6 protein-coding genes are annotated in these 16024 nt (G+C 39.3%); 5 read left to right on the plus strand and 1 reads right to left on the minus strand.

The window, feature by feature from the left end; genetic code table 11:
* Position 1: 1 nt before the first annotated feature.
* A complete protein-coding gene (locus ACHFIZ_RS15400; protein ID WP_410887412.1) occupies positions 2 to 595 on the minus strand; it encodes an SOUL family heme-binding protein in 594 nt (197 codons plus the stop codon).
* 637 nt (positions 596 to 1232) lie between these two features.
* On the opposite strand from ACHFIZ_RS15400, the gene ACHFIZ_RS15405 reads away from it, so the two are divergent.
* The 5 genes from ACHFIZ_RS15405 (at position 1233) to ACHFIZ_RS15425 (ending at position 16024) form a co-directional block, all read left to right on the plus strand.
* Complete coding sequence (locus tag ACHFIZ_RS15405) at positions 1233 to 5414, plus strand: two-component regulator propeller domain-containing protein (RefSeq protein ID WP_410887414.1); 4182 nt, start codon at positions 1233 to 1235, stop codon at positions 5412 to 5414.
* A 220-nt stretch (positions 5415 to 5634) separates the two neighbouring features.
* Entirely contained in the window at positions 5635 to 8805 is a 3171-nt protein-coding gene (locus ACHFIZ_RS15410; RefSeq protein WP_410887416.1) for a SusC/RagA family TonB-linked outer membrane protein, read from the plus strand.
* Between the two features lie 27 nt (positions 8806 to 8832).
* On the plus strand, positions 8833 to 10449 hold the full coding sequence (locus ACHFIZ_RS15415) for a RagB/SusD family nutrient uptake outer membrane protein (protein ID WP_410887417.1): 1617 nt from the start codon (positions 8833 to 8835) through the stop codon (positions 10447 to 10449).
* Positions 10450 to 10551: 102 nt separating this feature from the next.
* Positions 10552 to 14127, plus strand: coding sequence for a VCBS repeat-containing protein (locus ACHFIZ_RS15420; protein WP_410887419.1), 3576 nt, complete (start codon positions 10552 to 10554; stop codon positions 14125 to 14127).
* A gap of 67 nt (positions 14128 to 14194) precedes the next feature.
* Complete coding sequence (locus ACHFIZ_RS15425) at positions 14195 to 16024, plus strand: DUF1080 domain-containing protein (RefSeq protein WP_410887421.1); 1830 nt, start codon at positions 14195 to 14197, stop codon at positions 16022 to 16024.

Consider the following 16024-nt stretch of genomic DNA (forward strand, 5'->3'; position numbering starts at 1 on the left):
TTTATTTTCTATTCCAACGAACGTTGACAATAATTTCATTTTTTCTTCCTAAAACCTGATATGGCGCGTTGTAACCTAGAAAACGAAAATTTCCATAGTAATCGATCTTACTGGCTTTCAAAGCACTTTCTAGTTTCCCAGCATAAGTTTTGATTTCGTCGTCGTTAGCGTAGCCACTAAACTGGATAGCTGCAAGGTACTCTTCTGGGGTGGTCTCAATTACTACAGATGAATCGTTTGGTTTTGGTAAACTCTCTTTGTTGTAGTCGGCCGGCATTACAAAACTCATAGATGATTGGTTCTTATTGATGTCCATGTGCACAGGGCTGGTCATGGCAATGCTTTTATTGGCATTATTTCCTCCAAAAATGTATGATGCCAATTTTTTAAAACCCGCCGAGGATAATTCTTTATAATTTTTTGCATCCATAGAGATAGTAGCCATAGTAGCAGGAGGATATAAGCGTATCTCAAACTCTTTTTCGGTTTTTATAACCCTGTAAGGTTGCGTTTCTGTTTTTGCCATCGTAAAATATAATTGGGAAATGACTAATAAAGTGGTTAGAACCGCTGCCATAATTAAAGTTAATTTCATTTTTAATGGTTGATTACTATTAATATAGATACGAAAATATGAATGTTGTGGATGTTTTTTATTTCCCAAAAATGGCTAAAATGTTCACGCTAATTAATACAGGATTTGTTGTGCTTTCGTAGGTGTTAATCCTTGTCCATCGACCCACTTATTACCCTTGATACAATTTCTTTTTGATTGGTAAATTCTGCGATGAATACACCTGTCAAATGGATTGCGATGAATGCTATTAGGTAGTAACTTCTTTAATTCTTTAAGCTGTTTTTCCCATTCTTTCTAAGTTTTTGATGATTGTATTTTTATAACCATGGCATAAAGATGATTGCATTGTAAGAAGCTAAATGGCCTGCGTTAATTAATTAACATTACCAGAGTCGCTATACTTCAAATTTTCTAAAGTCATTTACGATATTTTTAATCACCTTTTCCGGAATCTAAAGTTCTGTGTCAAACCTTTTCCCATTCGGTTCTTGGATTCTGGCAAGCTGAAATTACACCTTTCTGAATTAGCGAACATTACGTTAAAGACCATTCGTCTGAATAGTTGATCCACCTATGAATGTGGAAGCTACATTTTTTGATTATCTTTAGTCAGCTGTAAATCCTTTTTAGGAGGCGCCGTTAACCAGATATAATTATGCATTTTAAAATATATATTCTATGTATTTGGGTTTTTTCCATCCCTGCAGGCCTGTTTGCACAGAATAATAATAGCTACCAATTCTCCCATTTAGATATCACAAACGGACTTTCTGATAACCAGGTTAATTGTATTTATAAAGATAAAAAGGGCTTTATGTGGTTTGGTACAACATCTGGGCTAAACAGGTATGATGGCAACAAGTTTAAAATATTTAAACGAGATACGAAAGATCCAAACTCGCTTGCTGAGAATCATGTGATGAATATTGCTGAAGGCCCGGATGATAAATTATGGATTTTTACGCACAACAATATCAGTATATATGACCCTTCGATGGAGCGGTTCTCTAACGATATTACAGCAGAACTGGCTCGCTATAAAATACCGGCAAGCCCCATAACCCGTGTAAAGAAGGATAAGGAGGGAGAGTTTTGGTTCGCAACCCATAAAAGGGGCCTTTATCGTCATAATCCTAAAAGTGGAAAGACTATTTATTACAGCAATTCCCCAAGCTCAACTGCAGTCTTACATTCAAATCATGTGATTAGCATTGTGACTTCTCAGCATGGCTATTTATGGCTAATTTACAGTGATGGTGTAATAGAACAATTGGATACAAGAGCTGATAAAATTATAACCCGGTTTGATGGACTTGCTAAGGAAATCTATAATAAGCCGCGGAATTTTATCATGACTATGGATAATAAGCAAAATCTTTGGATATGCTCTGATGATGGGCCTATTGGAGTTTATTGCTATGGGACACTTACGAATAGCCTGCTGCACTACGGTAAGGACAGTCCGATAGGTAGGCTCAATTCAAATGTACTTACCAGCATTATCCAAACAGATGATGATAAAATCTGGGTTGGATCTGACCATGGGGGTATCAATGTGATCGATCCGACAACTAATAAAGTTAGCTATATACTTAGTCGGGCTGATGATCCCAGATCGTTAAGTGGTAACAGTGTTTACCTTTACAAAGACAATACAGGTATTATTTGGGGAGGTACGTTTAAACAAGGTATAAGTTATTATCATCGAGGTATCATGCAATTCCCGCTTTATAAACGGCTTATTATCAATCCCAAGAGCTTGCCTTTCCAAGATGTAAATAGCTTTGAAGAAGATGATAAACGTAACCTATGGATAGGTACAAATGGCGGCGGACTTATTTATTTTAACAGGTCCACTAACACGTACACGCAGTTTAAACATGATCCTAACAATCCTAATAGCCTTACCAGCGATATCATAATAAGGTTATTTATCGACAGAGAGAAAAAACTCTGGATAGGGACCTACTTCGGTGGCTTGGATTGCTACGATGGTAAAACATTTACCCATTATCGCCATAACATCAATGATCCGAATAGCTTAACAGACGATCGGGTTTATACGATTACTCAAGACGCCAAGGGCGAAATTTGGGTAGGGACATTCGCAGGGGGACTGAATGTTTTGAATCCCAAAACAAATAGTTTCCGACATCCTAAAAGTCCTGGAATCTCTGAATATACTTCCGAAATTTTTGTAGACAAGGATCAAAACAAATGGATTGGCAGGGATAAAGGGGTAGGTGTTTTATTTCAAGGAACTAATAAGGTAAAAAACTATTTATCAGAACCTAAAAATCCAAATAGCCTTATAGGCAATGATGTAAATATCATTACACAGGACAGGAAAGGGTTAATATGGATAGGTACAAAGGATGGATTAAGTATATTAAATACCAAAACAAATAAATTTCTGAACATTGAAGAAGGGCTAAACCTGCCTGCAAATAACGTGTCTAACATTATCGAAGATTACTCAGGAAGGATGTGGGTAAGTACTACTAATGGTCTTTCGGGCATTATGCTCAGCGAAGTTGATGGTAAATATAGAGTAGAAATTAATAACTATAATGAACTGGATGGGCTCCAGAGTAGGGCATTTAATTTATATTCAGCCAAGCGTTTAAGAAGTGGGGAACTTGTATTTGGCGGTATGAACGGTTTTAACCTGTTCGACCCACAAACCCTTAATATATTTAAACCGAAACCTCATCTGCTATTCACTGATCTTAAACTTTTTAATAAAAGCGTGACGGCGGGTGATATTGTAAATGGTAAAGGGGTACTTACTAAGGCCTTTTCTGAAACAAAAGAGATCACTTTAAAACACAATCAGAATGTCTTTGACATAGAATTTGCGGCGGGTGATTATTTTAACCCAGCAAAAACAAAACTGGAATACAAACTAGAAGGTTTTGATAACGAATGGATTACTGTTGCAGGTAATGAGCGTAAGGCTACTTACACCAATCTCGATGGTGGTAATTATATATTCAAAGTGCGGATAAAGGATCCTTATGAATTGCATAAAGGGGAGATTTCAATGAATATCAATGTCTTACCCCCATTTTTTAGATCAACTTTCGCCTATATCAGTTATGTATTATTGCTGATTGGTGGTTTGCTTTATATACGCCACCGGGGTATACATAAACTAAAGCGCGAGTTTGAAAGTACGCAGGCAAGCATTGAAGCTGAGCGTAAAATTGCACAAGAACGTGCGGAAGCGCGAAGAATGCATCAGCTTGACTTGATGAAAATAAAATTCTTCACGAATGTGAGTCACGAGTTTAGAACACCACTTTCACTGATCTTATTGCCAATTGATAATCTAATTAAAACAATAACTAATCTTGATCAGCATAGTCAGCTTGTCACCATAAAAACAAACGGTAAAAGATTACTGAACCTGGTGAATCAGTTGTTGGATTTCAGGAAAATGGAATACAATGAGCTGAAACTTAGTTTAAAACAAGGCGACATCATCAAATTTATTAAAGAAGCTTCCACATCCTTTACAGATATTGCTCAGCAAAAAAGAATTGAATTTGTTATTGAGAGCGATTATAGTAGTTATGATACCAATTTCGACCATGATAAAATAGAGCGTATATTATTCAACCTGCTTTCTAACGCCTTTAAATTTACCCCTTCAGGTGGGCAAATATGTGTCATATTAAATCTACTTCGAACCGGGGAAAGCGACCATCATAATAACCTCGAAATAAAGGTGATAGATACCGGTATTGGCATTGCGGTTGAAAATCAGGTTAGAGTATTTGATCGTTTCTTTCAGGATCAGATGCCTGAAAACTTGCTCAATCAAGGAAGTGGCATAGGCCTTTCTATAACCAAAGAGTTTGTGAAAATGCAGGGAGGTTCTATTCAATTGGAAAGTGAACCTGATTATGGAAGTTGTTTTACAGTAACGCTACCTTTTGAGGAGCGGCAAGAGATAAATGAGCAGGAAGTAATTGCCCCGTCTGATTATGAGGCACAGGTTCTAATAGCCCCCAAGATAGCGCACAGTTTACCGGGTACCGCAAAAAAGGCAACTATTTTATTGATAGAGGATAATGATGACCTAAGGTTTTATTTGAAAGAGAATTTGAAAGATAGCTTTCACATTGTTGAGGCTGTTAATGGCAAGGATGGATGGCAAAAAGCCCTTTCAATGCATCCTAAACTTATCGTTAGTGATATCAGCATGCCCGAAATGAACGGTATCGAGCTTTGTAAAAAAATAAAGGCTGATCCGCGTACTGCCTTTATCCCCGTTATTATATTAACGGCGCTTATTGCAGAGGGAGATCAATTAACGGGAGCAGACAGCGGCGCAGATGATTATATTCTAAAACCCTTCAATTTTGAAATATTGCTTTCTAAGATTAATAACTCACTTCGAATGCAGCAAACCCTCAAAACAACCTATCAAAAACAAATTGAAGTGAGGGCAGAAGATATCCATGTTGTATCTGAAGATGAGAAGTTTTTAAAGAAAGCCTTTGAGTATATAGAGCAAAATATTACCAAGGTGAATTTTTCTGTGGAGGAGTTGAGCAAACTACTTAACCTGAGCAGGGTTTCTCTATATAAAAAGTTGCTAACCCTTACTGGCAAAACCCCTGTAGACTGCATCCGTTCCGTTCGTTTAAAAAGAGCTGTTCAATTGTTGCAAAAAAGCCAGCTTAGTATTGCTAATGTTGCTTACGAAGTTGGATTCAACAATCCGACGTATTTTGCGAAGGTTTTTAAGGAGGAGTATGGCCTGCTTCCATCAGAATATGTCAACGATTACCGTAAGAGTATAAAAGAAGCATTAGCTCCGGAAGTTTAAGGTTACTTGTCACACAATTGGGTTTGTCCTGTAATAATTTTATTTTCTCTAATTAAATAGCTGAAAGTTAAGTATTTAAAAGGAGTTAACATTTGTTGCATAAATATTAACATTTGTGTTACTCCATCTAAATGTGCTCCCGTACTTTTAATTTGATTAAATCAGCTGATGTTATGTTCATCAATTCGATTTATCTAACCGATTAAACTAAATATAAACTATGATGAGAAAACTAACAATTAGACATTTTGTGGGGTTGATCACGCTAAGCTTATTTCTTTTGATAAGCCTATCCGCATCTGCCCAAACTAGGCAAATCAGTGGTAATGTTACCTCGGTCGACGGCCCTCTTCCCGGGGCCACAGTTATGATAAAAGGAACCACTACGGGTGTGGTTACCGATCCTAAAGGTTCATTCAAGTTGGCTGTTCCCGCAAATGGAACTCTAGTAATTAGTATTCTTGGATACGACTCACAGGAGTTGGTAATAGGAGCTGCAAACACTTACGAAGTGAAGCTTGCTGCCAACGTAAGCGCGTTAAATGAGGTTGTTGTTGTAGGGTACGGTACTACTAAGCGTAAAGACCTTACTGGTTCGGTAAGCTCTGTTACTGCAGAACAGGTAGCTAAAGTGCCAGTTACTGCATTGGATCAGGCATTGCAAGGCCGTTCTTCAGGTGTGCAGGTAACTAACAATGACGGGGCACCAGGCAGTGGTGTTACGGTATTGATACGTGGTGTTGGTAGTTTGGGTAGCAATGAGCCATTATATGTAGTTGATGGATATCCAATCACTGGTGGTCTTAACAATATCAATCCAAACGATATTGCATCAATGGATATCTTAAAGGATGCATCAGCTACTGCGATTTACGGTGTGCGTGCATCAAATGGCGTTGTGATTATTACCACTAAAAAAGGTAGAAGAGATGGTGTTGAAGTAGCATTAGATGCTTATACTTCTGTTCAGTCTGAACCTAAAAAATATAAGGTATTAAATGCCGAGCAATGGGCAACACTTGCAAATAAGACTCCCGGTTTCGACCGTTTGCCAGAATGGGCTAACCCATCTGCTTTACAAAATGTGAACTGGCAGGATGAAGTTTACCGCTCTGGTGTAAGACAAAATTATAATTTAGCTGTTCGTGGTGGAGGTGAAAAAGTACAGTCGTCATTTTCTGCTGGATACTTTGATCAAAAAGGGGTAGTAACGGGTTCCTATTTCAAACGAATCAACCTGGGATTGAACATTGATTATGATGCTACAAAATGGCTTAAATCGTCATCGACTGCGAAATATTCAAGACAAAATGCCAATAACCCTTTTGGTACTGGTGCTTTGGCAACATTAAGCGAGTTGATCCCAACCATCGGTGGTAACAAATTAACCAACCAAGCTAAAGATGAAAATGGCAATTATGGTTTCTACGACCCCGTTAATACCTATACAAGGGGCTGGAACAATCCACTTTATACTATAGAATCGCAAGACTCTAAAAATTTAACAAACTACTTTCTAGGTACCACTTCATTAGAAGCGACCTTGTTTGAAGGTCTGAAAATTAAAACTAATCTAGGTATCAATACTACCGATTATTCGGGATATTACTTTATGCCCTCAGATACGCGTTCATTAGATCAATACGGTGTTGCAAGTCCAAATATTCTTAATATTTACTCCCAAAGTGCAAACAATACTTTTGAATGGCTGTGGGAAAATACGGTTTCTTATTCTAAAACTTTCGGCGAACATGCTGTAGATTTTGTAGGCGGTATTTCACAACAAAAAAATGAATTTCGCCAGGTTGGTGGTAACGGTAATGCGTTAATCAGTGATGCCATAAGGGATCTTTCTCAGGTTAAAAACCTGGTTGCTTTTGGAAATCAGCAGACCTTTACGCTTGCCTCCCAATTCGCCAGACTAAACTACAAGTTTATGGATAGGTACCTTTTTACTGCCACAGTAAGACGCGATGGATCGTCTAAATTTTTCGAGGGTAATCAATATGGTGTGTTTCCTTCGGGATCAATTGCCTGGAGAGCAAAAGAGGAGTCATTCTTAAAAGATGTTAAATTTCTTTCAGATCTAAAACTGAGAGCTAGTTATGGTGAGGTTGGTAACCAGGCGGGCATCAGGCCATTCCAATACCTGGCAAGGTACAGTTCTGGAGGACCGGCGACTTCGCCTATCAACGTGGGCTATCCATTTGGCGGCGCTTATCAAGATGGGTTAGCGTATGTCAATCTCGACAATCAAAGCCTTACTTGGGAAACTTCAAGACAGACAGATATTGGTGTAGATGCGGCATTTTTAAATGGCGACCTTAGCTTAACGGTTGATTATTATAGGAAAGATTCTAAAGACTTTTTATTGCAGATTCCAACAGCTTCGCAATCTGGTGTAACTAATTCTGCTCAAAATGCAGGCAGTATCAGAAATCAGGGTTTTGAGGTCGCTTTAAACTATAAACATACTGTGAACGACTTTACTTATGGTATAGGTTTGAATGTTACTACGGTCAAAAATAAGCTATTAAGCATCACGCAAAATACGAGTTTTATAGGCAATCTTGTCAACCTGACGACTCCAGCTAACGGATGGCTTCAGTTTAGTAGAACTGGGATTGGACAAGCTGTAGGCGAATTTTATGGCTACGAAAGTGTTGGTATATTCCAGACTCAAGCTGAGATTGATGCATTGAATGCAAAAGCTCCAAGCGGAAATTACCAGGGCAATAGCTCTCAGAAGACACAACCTGGTGACCGTAAGTTTAAAGATGTTACAGGAGACGGGCAAATCACAGCTGATGACAGAACTAGCTTAGGTAGTCCGATTCCTAAATTTTATGGTGGCGTTAACCTTGATCTTGCATATAAAGGCTTTGATTTTAATGCGTTCTTTTATGGCAGTTATGGCAACAAAATATTCAATTATCAGGCACGTAATTTAGAGAGTTTCCAGGCACCGGGCTTCGTAGGGATACAAAATGTAAGTGAAGCGTACTATAAAAATGCTTGGTCGCCAACAAATCTATCTAATCGATATGCAAGGGTGAATTATAATGACGATGTGAGCGCCAATAACGTTGCTTCCAGTATATATGTTGAAGACGGCAGTTACCTGCGTTTACGTAATGTTACTTTGGGTTATACACTTCCTTCTAATGTTACCAAGAAACTTACCATGAGTAGGGTCAGGATGTATCTAGCTGCACAAAATTTGTTTACAATTACTAAATACAGCGGTCTTGATCCGGAAATTGGACAGCCAACTGGCACAGACCCTAATAATAATAATGCCTCTTCAAATAACGCAACGGCATCTGGTGTTGATGTTGGTACTTATCCTTCGTCGAGGTTCTTTACGCTGGGTTTAAATGTGACATTCTAGACGATATTAAAGTAATAGAAACGTATAATGAAAAACAAAAAATATTTATATATACTAGCAGTTGGACTGATAGTATTGACGCCCTTTAGTTGTAAGAAAGGGTTCCTGAATCAGACCGATTCATCTAACCCTACTGCCCAGGCTTTGTTCGACAAACCCGCTGACGGCATTGCATTGGTAAATGCCATCTATGATACGTACCAAAATGCTGATTTGTTAAAAAAGTCTCTATGGTATTATGCCAATTTTCAGACTCATGACTTTTTTAATTGGGGTAATGATAGGTTTTACAATACCTACGCGATTCCAAGTACATTCGGTGGTATCCAGGTATTTTGGCAGCGTGCATATATCGGTATTGCACGTGCAAATTCGGCCATAGAGATCTTGAAAACGATGAAGGTTAAAGGTGTACTTAACGAAGCATTGGCCAATCGCCTGACTGGTGAAGTTTACTTTCTTCGAGGTATGACCTATTATTATCTTGCATCTAGCTTTGGTGGTGTGCCTTTAGAATTGTCGAACGGTGCTAATGATGGTTTAAAACCAAGAAATAGCCAGACTGAAGTATTTACACAAGTTGAGGCGGATCTTAAACTTGCGGCAGAATTACTACCTTGGAAGGAAGGTTATGGCGCTTCAGATCTAGGTCGTGCCACAAAAGGAGCTGCATTAGGTTATCTAGGTGCGTCACAAATGTGGTTAAAGAAATATGCGGAGGCTTTGGTAAATTTCAATCAGCTTAACGGTAAGTATAAATTAATGCCGAGGTTTATCGATATACATGAATATAATAAAGAAAACAATGCCGAGTCTATCTTTGAAGTACAGTTTATAATTGCAGGTACCCAGAGTTGGGGTGGTGGTAACGAAGTAGCATGGATTGGTTCTTTTGGTATGCCAGAGGAGGTATCAAACTTTGGTTACGATTATGGAAACAAAATTTTATATGATGGCTTTCAGGCAGGCGATCTTCGTAAAGAAGCATCTATTATTGGTCCAGGCGATGTTCACCCTAGTCCGGCCATAATTGCCAAAGGGGGAATCAAATCTTATCCGCTGGTAATTGCAGGCTTTGCTAGCACAGATGCTGCTGTTAAGGCTAAATATACTGGCGTGGATGGAAAAATCATCAATACCTGTGGCACAGTGGCTCGCCCTTGGGTAGGAACAGACAATGCAATCCCAAGAAGTGGGTATTATAGTACGAAAATGTGGCGCGATCCTACATTGGATGGCAACTCTGGTGTTTCTAATATTTTTGGAGCACAAAACCAAATCCTTCTACGTTATGGAGAAATTTTATTGAGCAAAGCAGAATGCCAAGCCAGAACAGGCGATAATGCAGGCGCCTTAGCTACCTTGAAAGTACTTCGCGACAGAGCTTTTGGGGGTACTGCACCGGTGGTTTTTATGAGTGAAGGCAAAGTTATAACTGATCCGCTTCAAATGGTATATCACGATTATCGTCATGAGCTTACGGGTGAATATTCGACATTCTATAACCTAAGAAGAGCAGGTGTTGCTACGTCGTTTGTTCAGGAAGTTTATAATATCACGATTCCTAGAGGACGCGAATTATACCCAATTCCTCAATACGAGATCGGCCTAAATCCAAACTTAGTACCAAATGACGGATACTAAATAACAAACATTATATTTATAAAGGATCCTTCTGCAATGAGGGATCCTTTTTCTTATTTTACTAACCACTTAAACTAAAATCCTTTATTGCTAAACTTATACATGAATAGAATTCCATTTGTGCTGAACGTTATATTGGTCTTATTCAGTTCATCCTGTAACAAGCCGGCACTGTTTGAGCAAATATCATCAGCTCATTCCGGTATCCATTTTAATAATCTGATAACAGAATCTGACACAGTAAACCCGCTAGATTTGGTGAATATTTATAATGGTGGAGGGGTTGGAGTAGGTGATTTCAATGGTGATGGTTTAGCAGATCTGTATTTTACAGGAAATATGGTGTCGAGCCGACTTTACGTGAATAAAGGAAATTTTAAGTTTGAGGACATTACTGAAAAGGCTGGAGTGGATGGCGCAGGCCGATGGGGAAGGGGAGTATCTGTAGTTGATATTAATAACGATGGTTTGTTGGATATATACGTTTGCAATACTATTTCTAAAGTCGCAGCAAAGCGCCACAATCTCCTGTATATAAACCAAGGCGTAAAGAAAGATGGGGTACCCGTTTTTAAAGATATGTCTGTGGAGTATCGCTTAGAGGCGGGCTATCAATCTACAATGGCCAACTTTTTCGATTACGATAATGACGGTGACTTAGATATGTACTTGACTGTAAACAGTGCTTCCGCCAGTTATAACCCGAATTTGTTTGGAACGGTAAATTACAACGACAACCATAGTCTGGGGCAAATTTTCCGTAATGATTGGGATGATAAACTAGGGCACGGTCGTTTTGTAAATGTTACCAAGGAGGCTGGGCTTAACCGTGATGGATTTGGCCACGCTGCAACAACTGTTGACTTTAATGACGACGGATGGAAAGACATTTATATTTCTAATGACTTCTCTGGTGATAACCTATTGTACATTAACAACCACAACGGTACTTTTACCAATCGATCAAAAGAGTATTTTAAACACACCTCCTATAATGCAATGGGGCAGGATGTAATTGATATAAATAATGATGGCCTTGCAGATGTAATTGAATTGGATATGAATCCAGAAGACAATTACCGTAAAAAAATGATGCTTGGTCCTAACAGTTATCAAACCTTCCAGAATTTTGATCAGTATGGCTACCAATATCAATATGTTCGTAATACATTACAGCTAAACCAAGGACCCAGGGTAGGACAGCTGGGTGAAATCGGTGCGCCCGCTTTTAGTGAAATAGGATTTTTAAGTGGTATTGCCCAGACGGACTGGAGCTGGACCCCTTTAGTGGCTGATTTTGATAACGATGGTTTCCGCGACATGATTATTACCAACGGTTTCCCACGTGATGTCTCAGATCGCGATTTTATGACCTATCGGCAGGAGGCCTTTGCCATTACCGCAAAGCAAACTATTATCAAGCAAATCCCAGAGATTAAGCTTCATAATTATGGTTTTGCCAACAATGGCGACCTTACTTTCAAAGATGTAAGTACCGATTGGGGACTTCAATTACCGACTTTTTCAAACGGCGCAGTTTACGCCGATCTGGACAACGATGGTGCTCTCGATATGATCATTAACAATATTAATGATGAAGCACTGGTTTATCGTAATACTTCAAGAGATGATAAAACGGTTAATTCCAGGCACTACCTACAAATTGGTTTTACCGGTGATAAAATGAATTTAAACGGCCTTGGGGCAACGGTAAATATCTATTACGATCGTGATAAGCAACAGGTTTATGAAAATACCCCTTATAGAGGCTACTTGTCGACTGTACAAGGTATTGCTCATTTCGGTTTAGGAAAAGTATCCACTGTTGATTCTGTAGTTATAAGATGGCCAGATGGTAAAAAGCAAAAGCTGACTCAGGTAAAGGCAGATCAAATGCTAAGTTTGAAGTACGCAGATGCTACCAATAGCTACTTACCTGTTTTGCAGAAGAATGCCAATGGCTTGTTTAAAGAAATTACCGACTCGCTAACCCTTCATTATTCCAGCAAGGATGCTAGCTTCATTGATTTTAATGTCCAAAAGCTGATCCCGCATAAGCTCTCCGAATATAGCCCTGGAATAGCAGTCGGCGATCTGAACAGCGACGGTTTAGATGATATGGTAGTTGGTGGAAATGCTTACAATCCAACACAGTTGTTTTTTCAGCAGCGCGATGGGAAGTTTAAGCAAAAAGATTTGTTTCCAAAGGTGGCACTAGAAACACCATATTATAAAGATGCGGGGATTCTGCTTTTTGATGCCAATGGCGATGGCAACCTCGACCTATATACTGCGAGCGGAGGATATGAAGCTGCAGCCAATAGTCCGGAATACCAGGACAGGCTATACATAAATGATGGTAAAGGAAACTTTAAATTGGATAAATCGGCAATTCCGGCAAACCTTACCAGTAAGTTGTGTGTGCGGGCAATTGATTATAACAAGGACGGCAAGCTTGATTTGTTTATTTCCGGGAGGGTAAAACCATGGGAATATCCCGAGCCCGTATCAAGTCTTATCTTACGCAACGATAGCCACGATGGAATTGCAAAATTTACAGATGTTACTGCAGAGGTAGCACCTGCTTTAAAAAATATAGGATTAGTATGCGATGCTTTGTTTACTGATTTTGACAACGATGGTTGGCAGGATCTGATCATGGTAGGGGAATGGATGCCGATTACAATGCTCAGAAATGATAAAGGGAAATTTGTAAATGTTACGGCTAAAACCGGCGTATCAGACAAGTTGGGCTGGTGGAGTTCCATTGTTGCTGGAGATTTCCGCAATTCGGGGCATACAGATTACATTATAGGTAACTTGGGGCAAAATAGCTTGATGCAGGCCAGTGACGAATATCCGGTTTACATCACCGCAAAGAATTTCGATAACAGTGGTTACAGTGCTATACCGTCTCTTTTCTTGAAAGATGAGAATGGAGAACGCAAGGAGTTTCCGGTATCTGGCAGGGATGATATGGCAAAACAAATGATCAGTATGAAAAAAAAGTTTACCAATTATAAATCGTACGCAAAAGCCACTATTGATGAAATACTAAGTCCTGAGCAGCGAAAGGGAGCGTTAAGGTTAAAGGCCAATATGCTTAAGTCTTGCTACCTGCGTAATGATGGAGATGGTAAATTCAAACTTATCCCTTTACCCATGCAAGCCCAGCTATCGGTAATTAACGGTATGGAGGTTGGAGATTTTGATGCTGATGGTAACCTTGACGTAATGATGAATGGTAACGATTATGGAACGGATGCATCTATTGGGCGATATGATGCGCTTAACGGTTTAATATTAAAAGGCAATGGCAAGGGTGGTTTCAAACCGTTAAGCATATTGCAAAGTGGAATTTATATACCTGGTAATGGCAAGGCCTTAGTAAAACTAAGTAATGGCAAGGGAGAGGTATTGGTAGCTGCCAGTCAGCATAAAGACTTTATTAAAATATTTAAACAAAAGTTTATAGCTAGTACTATTGCTGTACAACCAGATGATTCCTACGCTATTATCCAATACAAAAATGGGAAAACAGCCAGACAGGAGTTTTATTATGGATCATCTTTTTTATCGCAGTCGGCAAGGTTTATTAGCAATAACGGCAATATTAAATATATAAATATTGTAAATAATGCGGGTAAACAACGCAGTTTACCTTTAGGAATTAATTGAGTGCTAAGGGAATTAAAGAACTAAACAAACACAGCGCTCATTAATTAGTGGGCCTAAATAATGAAAAATGAATAGACAACATTACACGCAATTTTGCATTGCTTTGCTACTGGTCAATCTATTAGGGATAGGTGATATAAGCGCACAGTCGCTTAAAAGCCAGATTCCTTTAAATGATTTACTGGCCTTTACAACACCTGCCAAAAATTGGGAAATAGTAGGTAAGGTTTATGCTGACTTAAATATCGTCAATGAATTTACAGTTGTAAAGGGCGAGGGTATTTTGGTTAACCGGGTTGATAAAATGAAATCCGGTAGCGATCTTAATTTTGCCCTGCAACATGGAGATATAGATATGGAGATGGACTACATGATGTCAAGAGGAGCAAGCTCCGGCATCTTTTTACAAGGGCGCTATGAGGTCAAATTATCGGATAGCTGGGGAATAATAAATCCTAAATCAAGTGACAATGGTGGTGTCTATGAGCGCTGGGACGATTCCAAACCTGAGGGACAAAAGGCTTACGAGGGTCATGCACCCCGTCAGAATGTAAGTAGGGCACCTGGCCTTTGGCAACACATTAAAGTATCATTCCAAGCACCACGATTTGATGATAAAGGAGTTAAGACTGCTAACGCCAAAATACTTTACTTATGGTTAAATGGGATCCTAGTACAGGAAAACATAGAACTGTCAGGACCTACGAAGGGTGCGTTAGACAATAAAGAAGTCGCTGATGGACCGTTAAGGTTTCAGGGGAATCAGGGGGCTGTTGCATTTAAGAACATAAGTTATACTAATTTTAACAAGTCGCATCCTAAAATATCTCAACTTAAATATGTGGTTTACAAAGGTAATTTTTCAGAGGAACCAGACTATAAGGCTTTTAAGCCTGAAGCGCAGGGAACACCTTTAATGCTGACATCAAGCGTGGTTAAGCTCGATAATGAATTTGTGCTAAAATATACAGGCTTTTTGAATATCGCTGAACCTGGTGAATACAGGTTTAAATTAAGCGTTCCCGGCGGAAAAGGAACTTTGAAAATTAACAATATTAAAGTCGTAGACACGAAGGAATTCACCGGAGTAGGTGCTTCTATTCTTCCTGTTGCTGAGCTTCCCTTCGAGATATTTTACACTAAAAATGTAGACTGGGCTAAGGCAGCTTTGGGGCTAACGGTGACTGGTCCAGGTATCCGCGAGTATTTACTGAGTGATGCTAACTTTAGCTCGCTCGAGGCCATTGACAAAATACTTATTAATGCACAAGAAAACACGATACTCCGCAGCTTTACGGACCTTCCAGGTAATATTCGCGTAAATCATGCTGTAGGCGTAGGTAGTCCAGAACAGTTGCATTATACCTACGATTTAGATAACGGTATGATCGTTCAACTTTGGCGCGGAGAGTTTTTGGATGCAACGCCAATGTGGCACGAACGTGGTGATGGTTCTTCCCGCCCAGCTGGTTCTGTGCAGTATTTTGGAAAACCCGCTCCAGCCATTCGCAGGCTAATAACTGGAGATGCTGCATGGGTTACAGATACTACGGGTACCGCTTTCAAACCAAAAGGCTATACGCTTGCAGATGGACGCCCTACATTTAAATATTTGATTTATGGCACATTGGTAAATGATGCTAGCACAGTGATGCCAGAAGGAAAAGGCATACGTAGGGAACTGAGTCTGGAAAGTCCTGTCAAAGGGACATTTGTACGCTTAGCTACAGGTAGGAAAATTGAAGTGATTAAAAGCGGAATGTACTGTATAGATGATAATTATTACATCAGTTTAGACGGTACCGGAGGCGAAAAGCCCGTCGTACGAAATTCCGGTGGCTTTCAGGAGCTAATCATTCCCATTAAACAAAAATTAATTTATTCGATCATTCTATAA

The organism is Pedobacter sp. JCM 36344 (assembly GCF_046546555.1).
Classification (GTDB): Bacteria; Bacteroidota; Bacteroidia; order Sphingobacteriales; family Sphingobacteriaceae; genus Pedobacter.

Coding starts and splice junctions, on each gene's coding strand:
- ACHFIZ_RS15420 (WP_410887419.1), top strand. CDS start 10,552: ATGAATAGAATTCCATTTGTGCTGAACGTTATATTGGTCTTATTCAGT.
- ACHFIZ_RS15405 (WP_410887414.1), top strand. CDS start 1,233: ATGCATTTTAAAATATATATTCTATGTATTTGGGTTTTTTCCATCCCT.
- ACHFIZ_RS15400 (WP_410887412.1), bottom strand. CDS start 595: ATGAAATTAACTTTAATTATGGCAGCGGTTCTAACCACTTTATTAGTC.
- ACHFIZ_RS15415 (WP_410887417.1), top strand. CDS start 8,833: ATGAAAAACAAAAAATATTTATATATACTAGCAGTTGGACTGATAGTA.
- ACHFIZ_RS15410 (WP_410887416.1), top strand. CDS start 5,635: ATGATGAGAAAACTAACAATTAGACATTTTGTGGGGTTGATCACGCTA.
- ACHFIZ_RS15425 (WP_410887421.1), top strand. CDS start 14,195: ATGAATAGACAACATTACACGCAATTTTGCATTGCTTTGCTACTGGTC.